Origin of the sequence: Pedobacter agri (genome assembly GCF_032678665.1) — a bacterium.
Classification (GTDB): Bacteria; Bacteroidota; Bacteroidia; order Sphingobacteriales; family Sphingobacteriaceae; genus Pedobacter; species Pedobacter agri_A.
On the sequence record NZ_JAVTSH010000003.1, the window covers coordinates 259,559 to 285,841 of the forward strand.

Genomic DNA, 26,283 nt, shown 5'->3' on the forward strand with positions numbered 1-26,283 from the left:
CAAATATCATAATTATGTGTTATTTTTGAACACATAGTTACCAACATAAATCAACCAAAAATTCGTTATCTATCTATGATGAACCAACAAGATATCTTCAAAAAAGTAGGCAATATATTAGGAGAATTAAATGAGCAGTATCAGTTTCTGGCTCAAAATCCTCAGCAATTAAATGATTTAGAAGTAGAGCTTTTTTTAGCAAATGCCGATTTTTTAGCTGATCATGTTCGTATCGTCCAGAAATTAAGTAGCAGTGCAAAAGAAACTGCACAACCTCAGGCAGCCGCCTTAGTCGCTGAAGAGCCGATCAGTTTGGCAGATGAGATGGAAGCTGCGAAAGGATACAAAGAAGCTGAGGAGTGTTTCGATCCGGCGGAGTTGGAAGAGGTAGTTACTGCCGAAGAGGCGGAGGAGCGTGTTGATGTGAAACAGGAGCACGAAGTTGAGGATGATGAGGAAATACAGGAAGCTACTGCCGAAAAAATATCAGACAAAGACTTTTTTAAACCAGATCAGGACGATCACAGTTTTGAGTTTGTATTGGGTAATCATAGTATCGATGATAAGTTTGATTACGAAGACAAATCGGTAGAAGAAATATTCGACAGGCCTTTAAGTAAAGATGAAGAAGAGGTGCTGGCGCAGAAAAAAATTATTCATGAAAAAGTAGCAGAACATTCACCACTTGAAGATGAGGTATCTGCAGCAGAAGATGATGAGATTGGTCCTGAACCTTTTTTAATTCCTCATGACGAACAGCCAATTGCTGTTGAAGAAACAAAAAAAGAAGAAATTGCTTTGGAAGCACCTGTTCCTGCCAAACCAATTGAAGCACTTAGAGATGTAGAAATGGATGAGCCAATTATCTCGCCGCCTGTTGTTCAGGAAAAACCTATTTTTACACCTGAAGCCGTTCCGGTTAGGCCACCTGTTCAGCCTATTTCTTCCTCACCTACACCTAGCCTGAATGATTTATTGGCTAAAACACATGCGCAAGGTGAAGAACCTGCAAAAGCCCCAATAGCTGATTTAAAGCAGGGCATTAGCCTGAATGAAAAATTATTATTTATCAAAGATTTGTTTAAAGGTTATAACCTGGCTTATTCGGAAGCGATCGATATTGTTAATAAGATGAACAGTTTTGAGGCGGCAGATAGTTTTTTACAAAGCAATTATGCCGTTAAAAATGATTGGGCAAGTAAACAATCAACTGTTGATCAGTTTTATGAATTGCTGAATAGAAGGTTTAGGATTTAGGTTGTAAGTTATAGATTATGAGTTATAGGTTATAAGTTATAGGTTATAAGTCTGGGATCATAAAAATAAAGCTTCGGTTAGTCGGGATTTGTAATCCCGTCATGTGAGTTGTGGATTTTAAATCCACAGTTAGTAAAGTCGAGATTGCAAATCTCGACTAGCCACGGCTGCAAATATCAACTAACAAGTCATTGCTCTTTGCTCCTTGATCTTTATTCCTTATTTCGGTTAGTCGGGATTTGTAATCCCGTCATGTGAGTTGTGGATTTTAAATCCACAGTTAGTAAAAGTCGAGATTACAAATCTCGACTAGCGGACGCATCAACACCAGCCAAATTCGTCATTGCGAAGCTGCTCCTTCATTTGCTGTGGCAATCTCTCGTTTAATTAAAAATTTGGTTAGTTGGGATTTGTAATCCCGTCATGTAAGTAGTGGATTTAAAATCCACAGTTAGTAAAGTCGAGATTGCAAATCTCGACTAACAGGCGCACCAACAAAGCGAAATTCGTCATTGCGAGGCTAATTCTTCGGTTAGTCGGGATTTGTAATCCCGTCCTGTGAGTTGTGGATTTTAAATCCACAGTTAGGAAAGTCGAGATTACAAATCTCGACTAGCGGAGTTGTGGATTTTAAATCCACAGTTAGTAAAAAGTCGAGATTACAAATCTCGGCTAGCCACGGCTGCAAATATCAACTAACAAGTCATTGCTCTTTGCTCCTTGATCTTTATTCCGGTTAGTCGGGATTTGTAATCCCGTCATGTGAGTTGTGGATTTTAAATCCACAGTTAGTAAAAAGTCGAGATTACAAATCTCGGCTAGCCACGGCTGCAAATATCAACTAACAAGTCATTGCTCTTTGCTCCTTGATCTTTATTCCTTATTTCGGTTAGTCGGGATTTGTAATCCCGTCATATGGTTTGTGGATTTTAAATCCACAGTTAGGAAAGTCGAGATTGCAAATCTCGGCTAGCCACGGCTGCAAATATCAACTAACAAGTCATTGCTCTTTGCTCCTTGATCTTTATTCCTTATTTCGGTTAGTCGGGATTTGTAATCCCGTCATGTGAGTTGTGGATTTTAAATCCACAGTTAGTGAAGTCGAGATTGCAAATCTCAACTAACCAAGGCGCACTTAACTTATCCAAATTCGTCATTGCGAAGCTGATCCTTCATCAGCTGTGGTAATCTCATTCGTTGAATCAAAATGCGGTTAGTCGGGATTTGTAATCCTGTCATTTGGTTTGTGGATTTTAAATCCACAGTTAGTAAAAAGTCGAGATTACAAATCTCGACTAACCAAGGTTGCAAATGAACTTGCAGGTTTTTGCTCTTTATTCCTTGTTCTTTGCTCCTTAATCTTTATTCCTTGCTCCTTTATCCTTGCTCCTTAAAAGAATCCCATCCGGTTCGAATCCAGTTTGAGGAAAATAAAAAGTAATATCGTAAAGCTCCAAAGAGATGAACCTCCATAACTAATCAGTGGAAGTGGAATACCAATTACCGGAATGATGCCAATGGTCATGCCGATATTGATGAAAACGTGGAAGAAAAGGATACAGGCTACGCTATAGCCATAAACCCTTGAAAATGTCGACCGCTGCCTTTCAGCCAGGTTGATGATACGCAGCAGTAAAAATATGTACAGGGCAATAACGATGGTACAGCCTACAAAACCCCATTCTTCGCCAATAGTGGAAAATATAAAATCGGTGCTTTGTTCCGGAACATAACCGTATTTGGTCTGTGTTCCTTCTAAAAATCCGCGGCCTGTTATTTGTCCGGAGCCAATGGCAATTTGCGATTGAATGACATTGTACCCCGCACCCTTATTATCTGTTTTTAGGCCAAGCATCAATTCAATCCTGCTACGTTGGTGCGGAGCCAGAACCTTTTCGTAGGCCACTTTAATCAGAAAAAGGTAACCGATGGCGAAAACCGTAACCAGGATGGTAGAGAAAATGATTTTTTGCTTTCTGCGGTTATTGTAAATGAAGAGTCCGGCAATAGCCGTAATGATGGTGATCAATATCCACGTAGGGACTAAAAAATCTGCTACGAATAGTACAATCATCCCTAAAAATATTAAAAGGAAATAACCTGATAGTCCTTCGCGATACAAAGGAAACATAAAGGCCAGGAAAACCAATGCAGAACCGGTATCTGGCTGAAGCATAATGAGCACCAAAGGAGCCAAAACAATTAATGCGGCAATGGCAATAGATTTGAAATCCCTGAACTTCGGATTGAAACTTCCCACATATCTGGCCAGAAGTAGCGCCGTTCCAAACTTTGCAAATTCTGCAGGTTGCAGTTTAAAAGATCCAATAGCAATCCAGGCCTGATTACCTGCGACTTTATTACCAATTACTAATACCGCCAGCAGCAATACCAAGGTTCCTCCATAAATAAAAGGGGAGAAGACATTGAAGAGCCTGCCATCAAACAATAAAATGGATAATCCTAGTATTAAACCTGAGATAATGTAGATCAACTGTTTGCCGTAGCTGCTGCTGAAATCGAAAACGCCTGCCTTATCAGGATTGTAAATGGATGCGTAAATATTGGTGAAACCAATGGCACAGAGGGCAATGTAGATCAATACTGTAATCCAATCTACATTAAAAAAGAAACGATTTCCCTGTTGTTGTTGCATCTTATTTTTCGCTCGCAGGCTTTTCGGTAATTACTGTTTTGCTTTGTTTGGGCTTTATTGCAACACTTTGTTTAATTGTCGCTGCCCTGATCTGAATGCTATCTTTAACCTTTTTTGTTGAATCCGCTTTTTTGATCAATAAACTATCTGCCTTAGTCATCACTTTCACCGGCTTGGTTTTATCTTTCAAAACTGGTAAAAGATTTTGGTTTTTCATCCATTCTACCTGTGCAGCTCTCGAACCCGTTACGGTACCTTTTAAATATTTCTCAATCATGTAACTGGCAATCGGTGCCGCATAAGTACTTCCAAATCCAGCGTTTTCTACAATCACTGCAATGGCTATTTTAGGATTATCTCGTGGTGCAAAACCAATAAAAACCGAGTGGTTTTTGCCATGTGGATTTTGAACCGTTCCCGTTTTACCACAAAGCACCACATCAGGTATTCTTGATAAAATTGCAGTTCCCCAACTGGTGTTAACAGCATCCTGCATACCGTCAATTACAGGCTCAAAGTGTTTAACATCAACGCCAACATAATTTTTATCTACATATTCCTTTTTAATCTTATCGCCCATGGCTCTGATTAAATGAGGCTTGATATAATAGCCACGGTTGGCAATAACGGCCATAGCGTTTGCCATTTGCAACGGCGTAGCCGTAATCTCTCCCTGACCAATGGCTTGAGAAATTACGTTGGTATATCCCCAACGTTTACCATAAATTTTATCATAGTGATCTGCCGGATAAAAATATCCCTTTCTCTCATAAGGCATATCAATATCCAGTTTTTCTCCGAAGCCAAATTTTGCAATTTTATCACGCCACTCCTGATAAGTTTTACGCTGATTTTTCATGCCATTTTTGGTAATCAGTTTCTGAAAAACATAACAAAAATAGGTATTGCATGATCGGGCGATGCCTCTCCGCAAAGAAATAGAACCATCAAAGTGTTCGCATTTTATTTTTCTGTTTCCGGCCTGGTAATAATGCGGACAGAAGAAAGTGGTGTTAGGATCGATTACTCCTTCCTGAAGACCAACCAATGCATCAACGGGTTTAAAAGAGGAACCTGGAGGATAATAACCCATAATTGGACGAACCAATGAAGGACGATAGGGGTTACCCACAATAAATTTCATATAATTGTTTCCCTGATCTCTTCCTACCAGGAGGTTGGGATCGTAACCTGGGCTACTAATGAATGAAAGTATTTCGCCCGTTGCAGGTTCAATGGCCACGATAGCACCAACTTTATTTTTCATCAGCTCCTCGCCAAGCTTCTGAATCCTCATGTCGATGCCTGAAATCAATCGTTCGCCCGAAACTGCGTTTACATCATATTTTCCATCGGCGTAACTGCCCTGAGGTGTATTATGAGCGTCGTAAACGGTGTTGATTACGCCTTTTTCTCCCCTTAAAGTTTGCTCATAAGAATATTCCAAACCGCTTTTTCCTTTATAATCGCCTGGCCGGTAGAAACCTTCCGATTTGGCAATATCAGCGCTGTCAACCTCTTTTACATAGCCGAAAAGCGCACCACCAACACTATCAGGATAATGCCTGATGGTCCGGTCCTGCGTTCTAAATCCCGGGAAACGGTAAAGGATTTCTTGTAAACGGGCATAACTTTGTACCGAAATCTGTTTTAAAAACGGGGTAGATTGGTAAGTAGATTTTCCTCTGGCCTTTCTTAAATTCTTGCGCACATCCTGAATGGAAATTTCCAATGCCTGGGCAAGGCCTAAAGTATCAAACTCTTTTACCTCATTGGGCGTAACCATTAAATCGTAAACAGGTTCGTTTTGTACAATCACTTTTCCGTTTCGATCAAGAATAGCACCGCGGGCGGGGTACTTGTAGATTTTACGCAGTACATTACTTTCAGCAGAAAGGAAGTATTTATCACTTGCAATCTGGATATAAAATAGCTTTCCGAGTAAAATCAGGGCGATTACAATAAATAATCCTTGAACGATATATTTTCGGTTAAATAATTGATCCATTAGCGGGACGTTCTTTTATAGAATATAAACTCTACCAATAAAATAATAAGCAGTGTAAAGATACAACTTAAGCCGCATCTCATTAAGGTATAACCAATTTCAGTTACCTTAAATGTTTCTAAAAAGAACAGCACCAGGTGGTGTGCGATGACACAAAGAAAAGCATATAACGAAAACCATTGGAAACCCATATAACTTAACGAAGGTTCAGGGTCATCAATTGCGTCTCTGTTTAAACTTATGGAAATAAAAGAAATTCGAACGAATGCCAAAACCACACAAGCCGTGGCATGAACACCCATGGTATCGTAAAACGCATCTAGTGTTAATCCGGTGGCAAAAGCTAAAGCGTATAACAAGATATTAGGAATCCCGAAGGGAAGTAATAACAAGAAAAGAACGTAAATAAAAGGGGTAGATAGATCATAGAAACCCATGTTTTTGAGCAGGAACACCTGAACAAAAAGCAGCAACACCCACCTGATGATATTTACAATTATTATTCTGCTATTCATTTGGTTTAATCAAACTTTCTAAAGCCTTTTGTTCTTCGGCTCTTTTGTCTTTTACCACGTAAACATATTGTAACGTGCTAAAATCGGTAAATAAATTTAATTCGCCAGATAGGAAATTATCGTTAGTGGCCACTTTGGGTTTGATGATTCTACCCACTAAAATGCCTGCAGGAAATGAACCAAATCCCGATGTTACAATCGAATCACCCACATTCATTTTAATGTGATTGGGTACCTCTTTAATTAAAGCTTTCCTGATATCAAAATTCCCATCACCCCAAACCAGCGAGCCCAAGGCATTATTTTTTTTCAATGATACACTAATGCGGGTATCTTTATGCAGGAGCGATTGTATGGTGGCCAAATGTTCAGAAACATCGCGTACCAGGCCAACAATACCGCGTTGAGGTGCAATTACAGCCATCCCGGCTTTAATTCCATCTAAACTCCCTTTATTAATCGTCATGACATTATTGCGGAGCGTGATTGAATTTTTAACAACTTTGGCCGCGAGATAGGTGTACTGCTGGTTAGTCAGGGTATCAATTACTTTAACATCCTTTGAGGTATCAACGGTTGTCAAACTCAGGAGCCTGGTTTTGAGTCTGGCATTTTCCGCCGCCAAACTATCATTTACCATTCCCAGATTGAGATACCTTTTAAAAACATTCAGTCTTTCATAAGCCGTACCCACAATTTCATTAGAAGAATTTAGGGTAACACTGCGCTGATAAGCATTATTTTTTACCGTAAGATAAATTCCAATGATAAAAAAAATGATAAACAGGAAAAATGCGTTGTATCTGCTGATGAAAATCCAAAGGTTACGCATTTAGTGATAGGTTATAAGTATTACGTTGTAAGTTACAAGACTTAAAACTTATAACTTACAACGTACAACATGATTTATTGCATTAAAAATTTATAGCCACCAATGTTTTTAAGGGCGATGCCTGTTCCGCGAACAACTGCACGAAGCGGATCTTCAGCCACATGAACCGGTAATTTGGTTTTTGCCGCAACACGTTTATCCAAACCTCTCAACAAGGCACCACCACCGGTTAAATAAATGCCGGTTTGATAAATATCTGCTGATAATTCAGGAGGAGTGATTTCCAATGCTTTTAAAATTGCTTCTTCAATTTTAGAGATCGATTTATCTAAACAGTGTGCAATTTCTGTGTATGAAACGGTGATTTGTTTCGGAACGCCAGTCATTAAATCACGACCTTGAACCGCGAAATCAGCTGGTGCATCCTGTAATTCAGGTAAAGCGGCACCCACTTCAATTTTAATTTTCTCAGCTGTACGGTCGCCAATCATAATGTTATGCTGGCGGCGGATATAATTTACGATATCAGAGTCGAAGTTATCTCCCGCAACGCGGATAGATTGATCACAAACAATACCAGATAAGGCAATAACGGCAATTTCCGTAGTACCACCACCGATATCGATAATCATGTTACCCATCGGTTCTTCCACGTCGATTCCAATACCAACAGCAGCGGCCATAGGTTCATGAATCAAGTAAACTTCTTTAGCTCCGGCAATTTCAGCTGAATCTCGTACGGCACGTTTTTCAACTTCTGTAATACCCGAAGGAATACAAATTACCATACGTAAAGATGGGAACATCCAACCTTTACCACCGTTTAACATGCGGATCATGCCTTTTATCATCGCCTCTGCGGCATTGAAATCGGCAATTACACCATCTTTTAATGGGCGAACGGTTTTAATATTATCGTGGGTTTTACCCTCCATTTGCATCGCCTGACGACCTATAGCGATAACTTTATTTGTAGTACGATCAAAAGCAACAATAGATGGCTCATCTACAACTACTTTATCATTATGTATAATCAGGGTATTCGCAGTGCCTAAATCGATGGCAACTTCCTGCGTAAACCAATTGAATAATCCCATGTATGAGTTATATTTTCTTTAATTTGTTAAATCTATACTATTCCTAATGTAAAAATAGGTTTTTTATTGTTCTGTAGATTAGATTGTTGGTTTTTTAGTTATTTGGTTTTTTAGTTCTAGTTATCCAAACACCAAATAACTAACCATCTAAACAACTAAACTAGTGTTTAAAATGTCTTACGCCGGTAGTTACCATTGCAATTCCTTTTTCATTTGCTTTTGAAACCGAATCAGCATCTTTAATTGATCCGCCTGGCTGCAAAACAGCAGTAATGCCAGCATCAGCCGCAATTTCCACGCAATCAGGGAAAGGGAAAAAGGCATCAGATGCCATTGCAGCTCCTTCAACGCTAAAACCAAAAGATGCCGCTTTTTCAATCGCCTGTCTTAGTGCGTCAACCCTCGAAGTTTGGCCAACACCACTTGCAATCAGCACATCGTTCTTTACCAGAACAATCGTGTTTGATTTGGTGTGTTTCACAATTTTATTCGCGAAATGCAAGTCTTTTAATTCCTGTGCAGTTGGTGCTTTATCCGTCACTGTTGTCATTTGCTCAGGACCTTCAATAATTAAATCTTTATCCTGCTCAATTACACCGTTTAATAAAGTTTTAAATTGTTTTTTGCTCAACTCAACGTTATTGCGTTGCAAAATTACACGATTTTTCTTTTTGCTGAATAATTCAACCGCTTCAGGTTGATAAGACGGCGCAATTAGAACCTCGAAAAACAGGTTGTTAATTTCTTCAGCAGTTGCTAAATCAACTTCAACATTGGTAATCAATACACCACCAAAAGCCGAAACCGGGTCACAAGCCAAAGCATCAATCCAGGCTTGCGTAACAGTAGGGCGTGAAGCAATGCCACAAGCGTTTGTATGTTTTAAAATGGCAAATGTCGGGTCTTCAAATTCATCAATTAATGCCACAGCAGCATCAACATCAACCAAATTATTGTATGAAAGTTCTTTTCCGTTTAGTTTGGTAAACATGGCATCTAAATCGCCATAAAATACCGCACCCTGGTGAGGGTTTTCGCCATAACGCAACGTTTTCGCTTCCGTTACACTCTGTTTAAAAACATCAAGCGGTTCTTCCTGATTAAAATAGTTAAAGATTGCCGTATCGTAATGCGAAGAAGTATGGAAGGCCGTTTTGGCAAAGGCTTTACGTTGTGCCAATGTGGTTGCTCCATTTTGCGCTTCTAACTGAGCTTGTAGGGTAGGGTAGTCGTTTTTAGATGCGATGATGACTACATCGTTGAAGTTTTTCGCAGCGGCACGAATTAATGAAATGCCACCAATATCAATTTTCTCGATAATTTCTTCTGCAGTTCCGCCTGCTTTTACGGTTTCTTCAAAAGGATACAAATCCACAATAACCAAATCAATTTCTGGTATTTCGTATGCTGCAATTTGTTCCTGATCGCCAGCCAGCGCTCTGCGATTTAAAATGCCACCAAAAACTTTTGGGTGCAATGTTTTTACGCGACCACCTAATATAGAAGGGTAACCCGTTAAATCTTCAACAGCCGTAACCGGCAGATTTAAATCTTTAATGAACTGTTCAGTTCCACCGGTAGAAAATAAGTGCACACCTTGAGCGGCTAACAATTTTACCAATGGTGCTAAACCATCTTTATAATATACTGAAATTAAAGCGTTTTTGATTTTAATGGGTTGACTCATTCTACTGTAAATTTTGAGCCGCAAAGGTAGTAAAACAGGATTGTTTTTTTGGTATGTTAAGCAGGTAAAAATTGATTATGTTATTTTGATAGGTTATCTAAGCAATCTCTCTTTAAGTCAAAGCAAATAATTTTAGTTTATTTCGCAAACCAAGCCATAAATTAAACAAAGCGCAATGCATTATTCCTTCCTGATGACATTATAGTTTGGAGATAAAAGCTCGATACCTGCAGCATTAAGTTCGTCTTGAATATGCTCTAAAAGGCTGCTATAAATTAAGGCTTGCTTACCTGCTTCATGTGTATAGGCATTAATTTGGTAGGAAACGTAGAAGTCGTTAAGTTTTGTCTGCAGTACAAATGGTTTAGGCGCTGGTATGATGAAGTCGGTTTTTAACGCTGCATTAATTAGCATTTCATAGGCTTTTTGCCAGGGAACATCATAACCAAGCGTCACCTCGTAATGTATAATCAGTCCGTTGGTTTTGGCCTGACTAGAGTAGTTCACTGTGCTGCTGGAAAGTACCATTGAATTTGGGACGGTCACATCTTCATTTTTGATGGTTCTGATGCGGGTAACGAGCATTGTCTTTTCAATAATATCGCCGGTTACCTCACCAATTTTTACCCTGTCGCCTATGCGAAACGGACGCATATAAGTAATTACCAATCCAGCTACGATATTGGTGATGGCACTTGATGAACCCAGAGAGATTAATATGCCCAGGAAAACAGAAACCCCTTGAAATGCAGCTGAACCTGACCCCGGTAAATAGGGGAAAATGATGACCAGCATAAAGGCATAAAGAATAAATCTTAAAATGTTGAAAGTTGGAACTGACCACTCAGGATGGAAACCGTTGATTTGTATGTTACTTCGTTTAACTTCATTGAAAAAATACCGGATTGCTCTTAGCGTAAACTTAAAGATAAAGTAGATTACTAAAATGGTAAATAGGTTCGGTAAATAAGTTACAATACCATTTAAAGCAATTTTTAAAGGACCTAAAATCCAGTTTAATAAGGTGCTTGTCCAGCTTTCTGTTTCCGGGAAAACGCTAAAAAGCAGTGGCAATGATAAGTAAATTAAGATGAGGGTTACAAGTAATCTTACCGCACTGTTTATTTTTAGAAAAATGAGTTCAAGGTCTTTAGCGGGGATAACTTTAATGGAACCAAGTTTTAAACCGGCTTTGAGCTTTTGTGTATGGGTACTGATGTAATGCTGACTTTGTTTAAACACCCAATTAATTAGCGCCACCATGATGATGAGTAGGATGAGAATCAAAATTACCAATCCAATTCTTTTCGCCCAGTTTACCAGGCTATGCGATTCTCTTTCGCTCTGTATGGAGCGCTTAATCGTGATCAGGTATTCTGCCGCCAGTTTCGCATTTGTTTTACCAAACCATAAGCCATCCAGGTTTGAGATCGTCATGATAATTTCCTGGTTTTTATAAACGATATCGAAATTATCTGTAGAGGATTTTATTTGTAACGAATCTGCCGCATAAAAGGCATCCTCATAAAGGCTGTTGATTTTTTTTGCAATACCCGATGCCCTTTCACGGGCACTGAAAGACCCGGTTCTGGTATATATACTAAATAAGGTATCATGGTTCAGTACCACGGGATAGCCCTGGGCATGAACTTTAAGTTTCTTAATTTCTTCTGCCTGTGCTATATTTCTGAGCGAATCATTAATGGCAATTTTCCGAAGCTTTTCTTCAAGCTCACGGGTTTTAGATTTATCGCCAACCGCATTTTTGAGTTGCGCTTCCAGTTGAATTTTTACCAGTGAGTCTATTTGCTTTTGTTGCTGATCTTTGATGAGTTTAACCTCGTTAATGGCTAAACTTTCTTTAGTTACCGTGTCTGTTATTTGCTGCGCCAACAAGTTAAAGCCTATTGAGCCTGTTAAAAAGAAAAGGAAGATCAGCTTTTTATATCTCATTTGATTTTAGGTGTTAGTATTGTTCTCGGTAAATCCCTTTGTCAGATTATTTCACAACAACAAAGGTAATGGTAATTGTTTCAGCCCACATGACCAGACCAATTTTTTTGCAATGCACCTCCATTATATTAGTGAAAATGTTTGCAGCGAAGTGCCAAGGAAAATTGCGATTTTTTTTGGCACAGCAGGGGCAAGCCCAACCAACTTCGGTTGATTTCAAAACATGCAACAGCTACTAAGAGTTGTTTGTCAGGCAATAAGAAGATAAAGCCGCAAAACCTGCGAAAACTTATTGTTTAATTCATTTTTGGTTTTCGAAGTGGGGAATATTTGACCCTTGTTGTGGATTATTTTTCGCAGGAAAATTGCCGCGGCTGATAATGCCTTGAGGATGAATTGTTTTGTTTTGAAAAAAAACCATTTCGTAAACTACAGGCCATTTTTTTCATTAACACGGTAATCATGTAAAGTTAGCTTGGAACATCCAATTATTCATCATACATGGGCAGGTGTTTAGATTTTAAGTTTTAATAGAAAGCGGCATCATATATCTTTTATTTTTCTTTAGGCACAGCAGGGGCAAGCTCAGCCAACTTCGGTTGATTTCAAACCATGTAACAGCTCCCAAAATTTTTTTGTCTGGCAGTACGAAGATAAAGCCATGAAACCTTATTGTTTAACGCATCTCTGCTCCCAAAGTGGGGAATATTTGACTCTTGTTGGGGATTATTTTTCGCAGAAAATTGCTGTCGTTGGTAATGTCTTGAAGATGAGATATTTTATTTTAAAAAAAAAACAATTTGTAAACCTCTGGGCAGTTCTTGCTAAAAATCGGCCAAATTGTACCATTAATGATACAATTAAGGGAGGTTCTGTGCAACAGATTTCATCCAGCTGCTCAAAAAACAGGTATGGCATTTTTTCATTTTCAGCTAACAAGCGCTTGTGGAATACCTTTTGAAAGTCTGGGTTCGAATATACCCCCTTTTTCTCTACAGATTCAGGTGGTTCATCATAGTTAACACTTAGAATTACATATTAGTATGAAACAATTTTCTACAAAAACACTACTGGTTGTTGCTTTTGTAGCTGCTGCACAGTTTGCAAAAGCTCAGGTAAAGATTGGTGAGAATCCTACAGAAATTAATAAAGCTTCCATTCTGGAGCTTGAGAGTAACAATAAAGGTTTATTGTTTCCACGTGTAAATTTACAGAATACCACTACCTGGAGTTTAGCAAGTGGTAGCGTCGCTACTGCGGGTATGATTTTGATAAGTCTAACATCAGGCCGGATGCTGCAATTGAACTTGATAAACTGGTAACGATCATGAAGGAAAATCCAACCATCTGGATTGAGCTAGGCTCGCATACTGATAGCCGTGGTAATGATCAATACAATCAATCGTTATCACAACGGAGGGCAAATGCTGCTGTTCAATACATTATCGGCAAAGGAATTGATAAAAGCCGGATTACCGCTAAAGGTTATGGCGAAAGCAGATTGGTTAATGGCTGCTCGAACGGAGTGAGCTGTAGCGTAGCAGATCATCAGCTAAACAGAAGAACCGAATTTACGATTACGAAACAGTAAATCTTAAAGAAGGAATATCAATAAAAAAAATAGCCCGTGATGATGAACGGGCTATTTTTTTATCTAAAGAAAGTGCTTTTTACTATCTATCTGCTCAGTCAATAAAAACCGGCCGTATTCGGAATAACGGATTGGTTGAAAGAATAATGTATTATTTTTTAATTTTCTTCACCAGTGTTTCAACAATTCGTGGGTAATGTAAATGCTCCAGCTGCTGGCCCTTAAATTTGATCATTTCCAGGTTATCACCCTTATCGATTTTGTATCGGGCCTGGTATATGTATTCACCTTCGTCGTAATTTTCATCCACATAGTGAATGGTTATTCCACCTTCGGTTTCGCCGGCCTCAATAACGGCGTTGTGTACATGATCGCCATACATGCCTTTGCCACCAAATTTTGGCAGAATTGCAGGGTGGATATTTATGATTCTTCCAGGGTATGCTGCAATCAAATTTTGCGGAATTAGCCACAGAAAACCCGCAAGTACGATAAAGTCGATGTCTAAATTTTTAAGGAGGTCGATAATTTCTTCTGTTTTATAAAACTCATGTTTGTCGAAAATGTGACTCGGAATTTCGAAATTATCTGCTCTTTGAAGTACGTAAGCATCGGCGTTATTGGTTAATACCAAAGCAATTTCGGTATCGTTACTGCGCTTAAAATGTTCCATTAGCTTTTGGGCATTGGAACCGGAACCGGATGCGAAAATGGCTATTCGTTTTTTCACTCAAAAATGGTTTTGCCCAAAAATAGTATTTTTACGCATGTTTTCTCTAAAGAACTAAATTTTTATTCAGTGATGTAAATGTGTTATTAATGAATAAATTAAATGTATTTTTGCGTCTCGAAACGGATCAGATATTTTAGTGAATAAAAAAGTTAAATTCTTTTGTAATTTAAAAACATTAACTCTATATTTGCAACCCGAATTATAGGAAACGATTAAAGAAAAATAAAAGGCTAAATAGAAATGGCAAATCATAAATCTTCATTAAAAAGAATTAGAGCAAACGCTACAAAACGTTTACGTAACAGATATCAGGCAAAAACTACCCGTACTTTCATTAAGAGATTACGTGCTGCAGAAGATAAAAAATCTGCTTCAGATTTATTGCCTAAAGTAATCTCTATGTTAGATCGTTTAGCTAAAAAGAATATTATCCACAAAAATAAAGCAGCTAACAATAAATCGAAATTAACGAAATTCGTTAACGGTTTAGCATAAGCTAACTTTTTTTACGATATTAGTAAAAGGCATCCCAACCGAAAGTTGGGATGCCTTTTTTTTGCGTAAAAAATTATGGAAGAATACGATCAAAAATTGGGCATAAAACTGTGGGCTGAAGAAGATCGCCCCAGAGAAAAGCTTTTACAACACGGTCGCAGGCATTTAACTGATGCTGAATTGATCGCCATTTTAATTGGCTCGGGAAATAGAAATGAAACCGCTGTTGATTTAAGTAAGCGCATTTTGGCATTTTACCAAAATAACCTAACAAAACTTGGGAGGGCATCCATTCAGGACCTTTCTAAATTCAAAGGTATTGGTGAAGCCAAAGCCATAGCTATTGTTGCTGCTCTTGAACTTGGCTTGCGCCGAAAGGAGACTCATGAAGAGCAGCTTACACAGGTTACTGCTTCCAGCGATGTTCATCGTTATCTGCAGCATACTTTTGCTGATCTTAATCATGAGGAATTCTGGATTTTGTTGCTTAACCGGTCCAATCATATAATTGGTAAGCATTTAATTAGCAAAGGTGGTCAGGCCGGAACAGTTGCCGATCCAAAAATTATATTCAAAGTGGCCCTGGAAAACAATGCAGCAAGTATAGTCCTGGCGCACAATCATCCATCAGGAAATTTAAAACCAAGTGAAAGTGATAACAAACTTACAAGAGATTTGGTCGCCTCAGGGATAATGTTAGGACTTTACGTGGTTGATCATTTGATTTTCGGCAATAATAACTACTATAGTTACAAGGATGAAGATGTAATTTAAAAGATACTTAATCATAAAATGGGATTAACACTAAATTTTGTATCATCGCATATTATTAATTTTAGCATTTACAATGAAAACCATTAAATTACTATTCCTTTCGATGTTTTTTGTATCGCTTTCTTTTGCGCAGAAAAAAGGATTTCCAATAAATATCATCACTTATAACATTCGTTTAAATGTCGCTTCTGATGGTGTAAATGCCTGGCCAAACCGAAAAGATAATGTGAAAGCTTTGGTTAAATTCCACGATGCTGATATTCTTTGTGTGCAGGAAGCCTTACCGGAACAGTTTGATGCCTTATTAGAAAATTCGAATTTTGATGTGGTAGGTGTTGGCCGTGAAGATGGAAAACGCAAAGGTGAATTTTCTGCAGTATACTTTGATAAAGATAGATTCACTAAAAAAGATGGTGGCACATTTTGGCTTTCAGAAACACCCAATGTACCATCTAAAGGTTGGGATGCTGCATTAAACCGCGTTTGCAGCTGGGTGCGGCTTTACGATAATTCCAATAAAAAAGAATTCCTGGTATTCAATACACATTACGATCATGTTGGCGTAAAAGCCAGGATTGAATCGGCAAAACTAATTAAACAAAAAATACAGGAGATAGCGCCCAAACTACCTGTGGTTTTTACCGGCGACCTAAATGTTACACCCGAAACCGAAGCCATCGCAACCATAAAATCATTTTTAATTGATGCAAAAGAGATAACCCTGGAGCCAGCGTATGGCCCGAATGGAACATTTAACGCATTTGATTTCAATAGCGATTTAAAAAATCGAATCGATTATATTTTTGTAAACAAAGGTTTTAAAGTGCAGAAGTTTGCAGTGTTATCTGATAGTAAGGATAAAAAATATCCATCTGATCATTTGCCTGTTTTTGCCAGGTTATGGTTTTAGTTTCTCCCGCTGATTTCGGCAATCATCGCAGATTTTTCTTCTTCATACCTCATTAGATTGAGTAGAAAAATGATTTTGGAGATAAACTTTCTAGAAAGATTTAGTGATGTTTAAAAAATAATTTCTTCCAAAAATACTTTAAGGTTTGGAAGTTTATTGATTATAATATCTCAAACAATATCATAATCAACACCAAAATATTCATGGATGAGTTTATTTCTCGTATTCGTAATTTTCCGCCATTCAATGTGTGGATGTAGCGATCGGAACTCTTCATCTAATTTTGAACTGGCTTCTCCAATAATCTCAAGACTCCTGATCAGTGCTCTGGAAAGAACCGGGTCAAGGGTAGCTTGCTCTTTACTTTTTGAATATGTCGTTGGAGAATGAAATTGATTTCATCTAATATGTGTTTAATCAGTTCATGATTAGATGCTAACATATTGAGTTTGTTTTAAAATATGCGGACCTATATGTTTGCTTAAAGATTGTGGGGTTACGATTTCAACTTTGCGATTGAGCAGTTCTTCCAAGTAAAAAGACAACTCAATAAAATTATCGAAGCTTTTTTTAGTGGGATCAAATTCAACAAGAAAATCGATGTCGCTATCATTCTTCACCTTATTTGTTGTGAAGGAGCCAAAAACACCTAACTTACTCACGCCGAAAGATTTAATTTTTTCAGCATTCATTTGCAATTGACTGAATAGAATTGCTTTCGTATTTACCTTGATAGCCATAAACAAATATAGTCTTAATAAGTAAATTATAAATCATTCAATGTTTCCGATTTTTAAAACGTTTCATCTTTAAATATTATCTTTGCGTTTTATAATTCTTGAACAGCTATTTTAGGCATGATATATCTCAAATCTCATGGCTCGAATCTCAAATCTCAATAAATGAAAATATCATATAACTGGTTAAAACAATTCGTTCAAATAGATAAAACGCCACAAGAGCTTTCCTTAATCCTGACTAATGTTGGTTTGGAGGTAGAAAGTGTAGATCAGGTTCAGCCTGTTTTAGGCGGATTGGAGGGCCTGGTTATTGGCGAGGTTTTAACCTGTATTCAACACCCTAATGCCGATCGTTTGCGTGTAACTACGGTAAGCATTGGCGGAAAAGAAAATCTCCAGATTGTTTGCGGTGCACCAAATGTTGCAGCAGGGCAAAAAGTAGTTGTTGCTCCTGTTGGAACAACTGTTTATCCGCTAGAAGGCGAGCCTTTTAAGATAAAGGAATCGAAAATCAGGGGAGAAGTTTCTCAGGGGATGATTTGTGCAGAAGATGAAATTGGTTTAGGTAAATCTCATGATGGAATCATGATTTTAGCTGAGGATACCGAAATCGGGATTCGTGCTAAAGACCATTTTAAAATGGAGGATGATTTTGTTTTTGAAATTGGTTTAACCCCAAATCGGGCTGATGCTGCTTCGCATTTAGGTGTTGCAAGAGATTTAGCAGCTTATTTTAGAAGTGAATATGAAATGCCAGATTTATCAGCTTTTAAAACTGATAACGAAAGTTTGGTGATTCCGGTTGACGTAGAAGATACAGCAGCGTGCCCACGTTACAGCAGTGTTACCATTTCTGGTGTTACGGTTAGCGAATCTCCAGATTGGTTAAAAGATAAATTAAAGGTGATTGGTCTTCGCCCGATTAATAATGTGGTGGATATTACCAACTATGTGTTGCATGGTTTAGGTCAGCCGCTTCATGCCTTTGATGCTGATAAAATTGCCGGTGGAAAAGTAATCGTTAAGAAAGTAGAAGGAGGAACACCTTTTGTAACACTTGATGATGTTGAACGCAAATTAGATGTCGATGATTTAATGATTTGCAGTACTGAAGCGCCGATGTGTATTGCGGGTGTTTTCGGTGGTAAAACATCTGGTGTTGACAGCGAAACCAAAAATATTTTCCTGGAGAGCGCTTATTTCAATTCAGTTTCTGTACGTAAAACATCAAAAAGACACGGACTGAAAACTGATGCATCTTTCCGTTTTGAGCGTGGAACAGATCCTGAGATTACGGTTACTGCTTTGAAATACGCGGCATTATTAATCAAAGAACTGGCCGGAGGCGAAATTTCATCTTCGGTTTCTGATATTTATCCAAGCCATATCCGCCCGTTTGAATTTGAAGTGAGTTATACCAACATTAATAAGTTGATTGGCGCAAATATTCCATCTACGGAAATTAAGCACATCATCACGGCTTTAGGCATTACGGCTACCAGTACTTCTGATGATACGCTGGCATTGAGGGTTCCTTCTTTTAAAGTAGATGTAACCCGCGAATGCGATATCACCGAAGAGGTGTTGCGTATTTATGGTTATAATAATGTTGAAATCCCAGCTAAAGTAAATGCATCACTTTCTTATAGCGTAAAGCCAGAGAAAGAAAATACACACAACACAATTGCCGATCTTTTATCAGCAAACGGTTATGCAGAAATAATGTGTAACTCTTTAACCAAATCAGCTTATTCAAAAAATCTGGATGAGGCCGTATTTGTGCTGAATCCCTTAAGTAGTGATTTGAATGTGATGCGTCAAAACCTCTTGATGCCGGCTCTGGAAAGCGTAGCTTACAACCAGAACCGTAAAAACGCTGACGTGAAGTTTTATGAGTTCGGTAAAACTTATCATTTAATTAATGAGAAGTATGTTGAACGTCCGAGATTGTTATTATTAATCTCTGGTGCAAAACAAAGTGAGCAATGGAATCAAAATTCAAAAGCAGCTTCTTTCTATAATTTGAAATCAGCTGTTGACGCCATCATTTCCCGTTTAGGCATTTCGGGTTATCAAACCGATAGTTTGGATGACGAAAACTTCGCCTATGGCATAAAATACTTCCGTGGAGATAAAACCCTGGTGAGTTTTGGTGCGGCAAGTAAAGCCGATCGAAAAGTGGCAGATGTGAATGCCGAAGTTTTCTACGCAGATTTTGACTGGGCCGGAATTCTTGATATTGTAAAGAAAAACAAAATCGTTAATAAAGAAATTTCTAAGTATCCGCAGGTACGCAGAGATTTGTCGTTGTTGATTGATCAGGCCGTAACGTTCGATACGTTAAAAGGTATTGCTTTCAAAACGGATAAAAAACTCATTAAAGAGGTTGGCGTTTTCGACGTTTACGTAGGTGATAAATTGCCGGAAGGGAAAAAATCTTACGCCCTGAATTTTATTCTGCAGGATGAGGAGCAAACCCTTACAGATAAGCAGATTGAAAATACGATGCAGAAGTTAATTGCCAATTTAACCCAGCAAGCGGGTGCAGAAATTAGGAAATAAAATATAAATTCGTATTTTTAGAAATAAATTCATGACTTCTGTTGCAGATCAATTAGATAAAGTACTAGAAAAAACAGCTCGATTAATTGAGTTATGTAACGCTTTACAGGAAGAAAATGATTTATTAAAGCTTGAAAATCAGTCGTTAAAAGTTGCCGTTGATACCTCAAAAGCCAAAACTGCAGACCTTGAAGAAAAACTAAGGGTAACAAAACTGGCCAAAAGTATTGAAGGAACAAGTGAAAAGTCGCTTGACATTAAGCAAAAAATTAACGATTTTGTGCGGGAGATTGATAAGAGTATCGCATTACTTAAAAAATAAATAATGCGAAGAAATCAGAAACTAAGCTAACAAATGGGAGAAATCTCGATTAAAATAACCATTTCCGACCGTATATATCCATTAAAGGTGAATACGGAAGAGGAAGAAATTGTGAGACGGGCGGCTAAAATGATCAATGAGCGCATAAAAGATTATCAAGATAATTATGCGGTTAGAGATAAGCAGGATCTTCTTTCTATGGCAGTTTTGCATTACGCAACCGCCGTATTGAGGACGGAAAATAAAGTACAAAACCAGGATACTGCCGTTGCCGATAAAGTTGAAGAATTGGATGTTTTACTCAACGGTTTCTTTAAAAAATAAGGTTCGTTCTTTGGGCAATTCGTCACTCTGAACTTGTTTCAGAGAGCTTAATGATAAGATTCTGAAATAAATTCAGAACGACGGTGCTCTAAATTAGCATAAAAACATAGCCGCGGCTAGTTTTTTGAGTTTCAAATTTATAAAACTTAACACTTCAATATCTATGGGGTTAAGAGGGCGTATTTCATCTGCTATGGCACCTGAAAATGGCTTAAATCCCAATTATGCTTAGTTGAGGTTTAAAATGACGAGACTTAAAAAAATTAGCTGCGGTTTTTTTTTACTTAAAAAACAAAATGGAGATAACGGAAATTCTAGGATACATATTTGCCCTAATAGCAGGCTTAGGTATCGGTATAGCGGTGGGCAGGTTCCTACTGCGCAACTTGTTAAAAGGGCAGGAGGTTGCTGCGCAGAACAAGGTTAAAAAGATTTTAAAAGATGCGGAGAACAACGCAGAAATCTTAAAAAAGAACAAGCTTTTAGAAGCCAAAGAAAAGTTTTTACAATTGAAAGCAGAGCATGAACAGGAAGTAAATGCTAAAAACAATACCATTAACCAACGCGAAAATACCATTAAGCAGAAAGAGCAGTCGGTAAATCAGCGTATGGAAAACTTCAATAAAAAAGAACAGGAGCTTGATAAGCAAAAAGGTAACCTAGAAAAGCAAACCGAATTGGCTGTTAAGAAACAGGAAGAAGTTGAAGTATTAAAAAATCAGCACCTGAAACAATTGGAAACCATCGCTGGTTTATCGGCTGAAGAAGCTAAAGAGCAATTGGTAGAAAACTTAAAGCAAGAGGCTCGTACGCAAGCCATGATGCAGGTGAAAGATATTGTGGATGAGGCGAAATTAACGGCAAGCAAAGAAGCTAAAAAAGTAGTTATTCAAACAATTCAACGTACAGCTACAGAGGCCGCTATTGAGAACTCGGTTTCTATTTTTCATATCGAGAGTGATGAAATTAAAGGTCGCGTAATTGGTAGAGAGGGTAGAAATATCCGTGCTTTGGAAGCCGCTACCGGTATCGAGATTATTGTAGATGATACCCCTGAGGCAATCATTCTATCTGGATTTGATCCGGTAAGAAGAGAGATTGCCCGTTTGGCTTTGCACCGTTTAGTAACAGATGGACGTATTCACCCTGCCCGTATTGAAGAAATTGTTGCTAAAACCAAAAAGCAAATCGAGGATGAGATTGTAGAAATTGGTGAGCGTACGGTAATTGATTTAGGCATTCACGGCTTACACCCCGAGCTAATTCGTATGGTAGGACGTATGCGTTACCGCTCATCTTACGGTCAAAATCTTTTGCATCACTCACGTGAGGTAGCCAACTTTTGTGCAACCATGGCTGCTGAATTAGGCTTAAATGCGAAGATGGCTAAACGTGCTGGTTTATTACACGATATAGGTAAAGTGCCTGATGATAACCCTGAATTGCCTCACGCAATTTTAGGTATGCAACTGGCAGAAAAATATAAGGAACATCCTGAAATTTGTAATGCCATTGGTGCCCACCACGATGAAATTGAAATGACCTCAATGATTTCGCCAATTGTTCAGGCTTGTGATGCCATTTCTGGCGCCCGTCCGGGAGCGAGAAGAGAAGTGGTGGAAAGTTATATCAAGCGTTTGAAGGATCTTGAGGAACTGGCATTATCTTATCCAGGTGTGGAAAAAACTTTTGCAATCCAGGCAGGTAGAGAATTACGTGTAATTGTAGAAAGCGAAAGAATTACCGATGCACAAGCCGAATTATTAGCTGCAGATATTTCTACACGAATTCAAACAGAAATGACTTATCCTGGTCAAATTAAAGTGACGGTAATTCGTGAAACACGTTCGGTAGCATTTGCAAAATAGATAAAATCGTCATCCTGAACTTGTTGTTTCAGGATCTTATAGCAGAAAAGATGCTGAACTGAATTCAGCATGACGATCGGTTTAATAAAAGAAATATCAAGCGATGGAAAGTTTCCATCGCTTTTTTTGTTTAAGGTTTTTTCTGAAAATTAAGATTATTTGAATAGCTGCTCATCGTCATTTCGACCGTAGCGGAGAAATCTTTAAAGATGTAAAAGTTCAAATATTTCTAAGCTTAGCTACACTTTAATCGGCATCACGCCTATACTCATCGTTATTTCGACCGTAGCGGAGCAATCTTTTAAGTTGTAAACGTTCAAAGATTTAATCTCCCAAAGTTTCCGGTCTGCGCTGCGGTTGACATGGCGGTATATCTAGGACACAACAACGAGGTATCATGCAATATAATTTGCAACATAGATTGCGTCGTACCTCGCAATGACGATATGCCTATGATAACGGTATCTCCAACATTTTTTTATAATTTTACATCATGAGCAAGCCAACTATCCAAATTGAACCAAAACGCACTGTTGATGTACTTTTTGACAAGTATGCCGAGAGCCATCAAAATCCGACCAACAAATTAGTCCACTGTATTTGTGTTCCGTTAATCGTATTCAGTTTATTGGGTTTAGTTTGGCAAATTCCATTTCCTCATATCGGTTTCTTAGGTAGCTATAACGGCTTTTTTAACTGGGCGTCATTTCTTCTGGCTTTTAGTTTATACTATTATTTTACGTTATCTCCTGTATTATTTTTTCTGATGATTTGGGTAGTGGGCCTGATGAGTTATATTATTGTTAAAATTGAACAAGCTGTTGGTTTAGGTAGCGGAACCGCTTATGCCATTTATGCCGCCATATTTGTAGCCGCCTGGGTGGGTCAATTTATCGGGCATAAAATTGAAGGTAAAAAGCCCTCGTTTTTAGATGATGTTAAGTTTCTGTTAATCGGGCCAATCTGGTTATTGCACTTCATCTGCAAGAAAACAGGTATCAGGTACTAATCAGAAAGTAGCTAACATTAAATTAACCTTTAGCTAAACAAAGCTTAATTAACATCTAACATACAGCTAACATTGTGGTAATAGCTTTGCCTAAAATAAAACACAGGCAAATTGGACTTAATCACAATTTTAAAAAAGTCGGCATTAGTCATGCTGATTTCGTTTCTAAGCATAGCAGCCTATGCACAAACCGGTAAAATTTCTGGAACGGTAACCGATAAAAAAACCGGCGAAACCTTAATAGGGGTAACGGTTAGAATCAAAGGTACCACTAAGGGAACATCAACCGGGCCGGATGGAAAATATACCATCGCAGCGCTCGCAGATGGAAAACACATTATCGAAGCATCTTACGTAGGTTATACCACAAAAGAACTTCCAGGCGTAGAAGTTAAAGGTGGTGGTAATACCGCCGTAAACATCGTATTGGATGAGTCTAATTCTCAAACGCTGGGTGATGTTCAGGTAAGAGGTGTTGCCGGGAAAGAAAGTGAAACTGCCTTGTTATCTATGCAGAAAAATGCCATAGAAATTAAGCAAGGTATTGGTATCCAAGAGCTTTCTAGGAAAGGTGTAAGTGATGTAGAAGAAGGTTTAACCAAAATTACAGGTATTACTAAAGTAGATGGCAGGGGCTTGTTTGTACGTGGTTTAGAAGATCGTTACAATAACTTATTGATCAACGGTTTGGCTGTTCCATCTAATAATCCTTTTAAAAAAATAATTCCGCTTGATCTTTTCCCTACAGACATCGTGTCTGTTCTTGAAACTTATAAAACTTTTAATTCAAGTTTATATGGTGATTTTGCCGGAGGTACTTTCAATATTGTAACGGCTAAAGGAGAAAAACCTGTTACAAAAATTAATATTGGAACGAGTTTTATATCTAACAGCACTTTCAAAAAGTTCTTAAGGGCTGATGATGCCATGTCATTTAGCGATTACTTAGGGTTTTCAGGTAAAGAACGCGAGTTACCAAAATCTTTTGGTAAAGTTCCTTCTGCATATACCATGTCGGCAAGTGAGGCCGGCACGCAGTTTGGTTCAGGATTTAATGTTGATGAAGGAAATGCTCCTTTAAATACAAATGTAGGTATTCTTCATACGCAAAAAATAAACCTGGATAACGGCCGTTCGTTTCAATATTTATTCTCGTTAAATACCGATAACAATTTCCAGGTTAGAGAAGGTGTAGATCGTTTTTTCAATACTGCCCAAGGTATTTACGATAATAATTTATATACCAGAAGTTACAGATTTTCTACAAACTCATCCGTTTTGGGCGCATTAAACTATGCAAGTCCGAGATTAAGTTTGAATTTGAATGCTTTTTATCTAAAAGGAACTGAAAACCTTATTCAAGATCAGTTGGGCTACACAAACAGTCAGGCAACCGTTAACAACGCATTCATTAGATTAAATCAATTGCAGAAAACCGATTTCTTCACTGGACAATTGTTTGCGAATTACAAACTTACTGCAGACGACAAACACAGTGTTAAAGCAGGAGTTTCTTATTCAAAAACGCAATATCAACTGCCAGATAGGAAATCTTTTAAGGGTTCGCAAATTGATGCCAATACCACTGCGTTGAGTTATTCTGGCAACAGTATAGTAAGGCAATACATGGATTTTAATGGTGATTTCTTTGCTTCAGGAATGTTAGAATATAGCTGGAAATTTGGAAACAGCGACTTAACAAAGGCGCACAAGCTTTCGGCAGGTTATAATGGATCATTCAACAAAATCCAATCTGATTTCAGGTTCCTGGTATCTCAGAATCTAGCCTCTAACTCAGCTGTATTTCCAACCAATCAACCTGATGGCATATTAGGTGGGCAGATTTCAAATGGTGGCTTTACTTACCGCGAAGGAACGAATGCCACTTACAGATCAAAAATGCAGGAGGGTGTTAATGCTGGTTATCTTGATTTAGCATTAAATCTAAATGAAAAGCTGCAGGCCAATGTTGGAACAAGATTTGAGCAATCGCAACGAATCAGTCGCTATAGAGAATCTGGAAGTTTTGCGGATCCGTTTAGAAAAATTACCAAAAACAATTTTGATGTACTTCCGGCAGCGAACATAAAATACGCCATTACGGAAAAGGCAAACTTCCGTTTGTCAGCATCGAAAACATTAACCAAGCCTGTGGTTATGGAAGCTTATCCGCTTGAATTTGTTAATCCAGATGCAACAATCGAGAATGGTAACCCTAATATCTCAAATAGCAAGAACTATAATCTTGATCTTAAATATGAGTTCTTCCCTACAAATAAGGAGATGTTTGCAATCACTGGCTTCGCTAAATACATTCAAAACCCTATCGAAAGATTGTTTCTGCAATCGGCAGGAAGCGGTGGTTTAGTGATCACTTACGATAACTCAAAAAAAGCAACTTTGTATGGTGCTGAAATAGAATTGTTATTGCAGTTAAGCAGAATTAACGAAGCGCTTTCTAACTTCTCATTTGGTTTCAATACTTCATTAATGGTTACGAAGGCAACAATTGATCCTTTGAGAAATGCTTCTGAGATAAAATCGCTGGGAAATAAATTAACACGTAAACTTCAGGGTGCTTCTCCATGGTTAATCAATGCCGATATCAAACACGAAAGTGATTTTACTAAGAAATGGAAAAGTACCATGACCCTGGCTTACAATATTTATGGTGAACGTATTTATGCCGTTGGAACAAATGGTTTAGATAGCTATTATGAAAAACCATTCGGTAAACTCGATTTTATCTGGAATAATAAAATCGCAACAAAGTGGGATTTAAAATTCGGGGTAGAAAATATCCTAAATCCAACTTACCAAATTGAACTGGGTGGTGATAGCAAAATAAACGTTTTCGAGAACGATTTAACAGTGAAGGATTACAAAAGAGGCGTTGGGGTATCACTAGGTTTAGGCTACACTTTTTAAGCTGATAATATTAACTTAATAA

General features: G+C 38.1%; 21 protein-coding genes and 1 pseudogene. 12 read left to right on the forward strand and 10 right to left on the reverse strand.

From position 1 onward, the window contains the following. Positions 1-75: 75 nt before the first annotated feature. Positions 76-1,257 carry a hypothetical protein gene (locus tag R2Q70_RS07620; protein ID WP_316807039.1) on the forward strand — a complete coding sequence of 394 codons (1,182 nt, stop codon included), beginning with the start codon at positions 76-78 and terminating at the stop codon, positions 1,255-1,257. Between the two features lie 1,390 nt (positions 1,258-2,647). On the opposite strand, the gene rodA is transcribed toward R2Q70_RS07620, so the two are convergent. The 7 genes from rodA to R2Q70_RS07655 form a co-directional block, all read right to left on the reverse strand. Further along, positions 2,648-3,913 carry a rod shape-determining protein RodA gene (gene rodA / locus R2Q70_RS07625; RefSeq protein ID WP_316807040.1) on the reverse strand — a complete coding sequence of 422 codons (1,266 nt, stop codon included), beginning with the start codon at positions 3,911-3,913 and terminating at the stop codon, positions 2,648-2,650. A gap of 1 nt (position 3,914) precedes the next feature. Then, positions 3,915-5,921, reverse strand: a complete 2,007-nt coding sequence (gene mrdA, locus R2Q70_RS07630; RefSeq protein WP_316807041.1) for a penicillin-binding protein 2 — start codon at positions 5,919-5,921, stop codon at positions 3,915-3,917. Continuing rightward, positions 5,921-6,436, reverse strand: a complete 516-nt coding sequence (locus tag R2Q70_RS07635; protein ID WP_316807042.1) for a rod shape-determining protein MreD — start codon at positions 6,434-6,436, stop codon at positions 5,921-5,923. The genes mrdA and R2Q70_RS07635 overlap by 1 nt, the downstream gene beginning before the upstream one ends. Then, positions 6,429-7,268 (reverse strand): rod shape-determining protein MreC, encoded by an 840-nt coding sequence (gene mreC / locus R2Q70_RS07640; RefSeq protein ID WP_316807043.1) that lies wholly within the window; start codon positions 7,266-7,268, stop codon positions 6,429-6,431. Before mreC ends, R2Q70_RS07635 begins: the two co-directional genes overlap by 8 nt. 74 nt (positions 7,269-7,342) lie before the next feature. Then, positions 7,343-8,365, reverse strand: coding sequence for a rod shape-determining protein (locus R2Q70_RS07645; RefSeq protein ID WP_010601761.1), 1,023 nt, complete (start codon positions 8,363-8,365; stop codon positions 7,343-7,345). A gap of 160 nt (positions 8,366-8,525) precedes the next feature. Continuing rightward, entirely contained in the window at positions 8,526-10,052 is a 1,527-nt protein-coding gene (purH, locus tag R2Q70_RS07650) for a bifunctional phosphoribosylaminoimidazolecarboxamide formyltransferase/IMP cyclohydrolase (RefSeq protein ID WP_316807044.1), read from the reverse strand. 180 nt (positions 10,053-10,232) lie between these two features. Beyond that, entirely contained in the window at positions 10,233-12,005 is a 1,773-nt protein-coding gene (locus R2Q70_RS07655) for a mechanosensitive ion channel family protein (protein WP_316807045.1), read from the reverse strand. A gap of 1,043 nt (positions 12,006-13,048) precedes the next feature. Here R2Q70_RS07655 and R2Q70_RS07660 point away from each other — a divergent pair. Further along, positions 13,049-13,327 (forward strand): hypothetical protein, encoded by a 279-nt coding sequence (locus R2Q70_RS07660; protein ID WP_316807046.1) that lies wholly within the window; start codon positions 13,049-13,051, stop codon positions 13,325-13,327. Then, positions 13,267-13,596: pseudogene (locus R2Q70_RS07665) on the forward strand (OmpA family protein); the annotation flags it as partial. The gene R2Q70_RS07660 and the pseudogene R2Q70_RS07665, both read left to right, overlap by 61 nt. 151 nt (positions 13,597-13,747) lie before the next feature. Here the strand turns inward: R2Q70_RS07665 and purN are convergent. Beyond that, positions 13,748-14,326, reverse strand: a complete 579-nt coding sequence (gene purN, locus R2Q70_RS07670) for a phosphoribosylglycinamide formyltransferase (RefSeq protein ID WP_316807047.1) — start codon at positions 14,324-14,326, stop codon at positions 13,748-13,750. A 243-nt stretch (positions 14,327-14,569) separates the two neighbouring features. Between purN and rpsT the strand changes: the two genes are divergently transcribed. The 3 genes from rpsT (at position 14,570) to R2Q70_RS07685 (ending at position 16,508) form a co-directional block, all read left to right on the forward strand. Further along, on the forward strand, positions 14,570-14,824 hold the full coding sequence (gene rpsT, locus R2Q70_RS07675; protein ID WP_010603296.1) for a 30S ribosomal protein S20: 255 nt from the start codon (positions 14,570-14,572) through the stop codon (positions 14,822-14,824). A 75-nt stretch (positions 14,825-14,899) separates the two neighbouring features. Next, positions 14,900-15,598 carry a RadC family protein gene (gene radC, locus R2Q70_RS07680; RefSeq protein ID WP_316807048.1) on the forward strand — a complete coding sequence of 233 codons (699 nt, stop codon included), beginning with the start codon at positions 14,900-14,902 and terminating at the stop codon, positions 15,596-15,598. Between the two features lie 73 nt (positions 15,599-15,671). After that, a complete protein-coding gene (locus R2Q70_RS07685) occupies positions 15,672-16,508 on the forward strand; it encodes an endonuclease/exonuclease/phosphatase family protein (RefSeq protein ID WP_316807049.1) in 837 nt (278 codons plus the stop codon). Between the two features lie 170 nt (positions 16,509-16,678). Here the strand turns inward: R2Q70_RS07685 and R2Q70_RS07690 are convergent, their stop codons facing one another. Together R2Q70_RS07690 and R2Q70_RS07695 are read right to left on the reverse strand one after the other, a co-directional pair. Then, positions 16,679-16,831: a DUF86 domain-containing protein gene (locus R2Q70_RS07690; RefSeq protein ID WP_316807328.1), complete on the reverse strand. Its 153-nt coding sequence runs from the start codon at positions 16,829-16,831 to the stop codon at positions 16,679-16,681. Between the two features lie 105 nt (positions 16,832-16,936). Then, complete coding sequence (locus R2Q70_RS07695; protein ID WP_316807050.1) at positions 16,937-17,248, reverse strand: nucleotidyltransferase family protein; 312 nt, start codon at positions 17,246-17,248, stop codon at positions 16,937-16,939. Positions 17,249-17,410: 162 nt separating this feature from the next. On the opposite strand from R2Q70_RS07695, the gene pheT reads away from it, so the two are divergent. From pheT to R2Q70_RS07725, 6 genes are all read left to right on the forward strand, one after another. Beyond that, positions 17,411-19,810 (forward strand): phenylalanine--tRNA ligase subunit beta, encoded by a 2,400-nt coding sequence (gene pheT / locus R2Q70_RS07700; RefSeq protein ID WP_316807051.1) that lies wholly within the window; start codon positions 17,411-17,413, stop codon positions 19,808-19,810. A 31-nt stretch (positions 19,811-19,841) separates the two neighbouring features. Beyond that, positions 19,842-20,132 (forward strand): hypothetical protein, encoded by a 291-nt coding sequence (locus R2Q70_RS07705; RefSeq protein ID WP_124913462.1) that lies wholly within the window; start codon positions 19,842-19,844, stop codon positions 20,130-20,132. 33 nt (positions 20,133-20,165) lie between these two features. Further along, positions 20,166-20,456, forward strand: coding sequence for a cell division protein ZapA (locus R2Q70_RS07710; protein ID WP_010602423.1), 291 nt, complete (start codon positions 20,166-20,168; stop codon positions 20,454-20,456). Between the two features lie 296 nt (positions 20,457-20,752). After that, positions 20,753-22,324: a ribonuclease Y gene (gene rny, locus R2Q70_RS07715; RefSeq protein ID WP_010602424.1), complete on the forward strand. Its 1,572-nt coding sequence runs from the start codon at positions 20,753-20,755 to the stop codon at positions 22,322-22,324. A gap of 493 nt (positions 22,325-22,817) precedes the next feature. Then, on the forward strand, positions 22,818-23,333 hold the full coding sequence (locus tag R2Q70_RS07720) for a DUF962 domain-containing protein (RefSeq protein ID WP_316807052.1): 516 nt from the start codon (positions 22,818-22,820) through the stop codon (positions 23,331-23,333). Between the two features lie 111 nt (positions 23,334-23,444). After that, positions 23,445-26,261, forward strand: a complete 2,817-nt coding sequence (locus R2Q70_RS07725; RefSeq protein ID WP_316807053.1) for a TonB-dependent receptor — start codon at positions 23,445-23,447, stop codon at positions 26,259-26,261. Positions 26,262-26,283 lie beyond the last annotated feature (22 nt).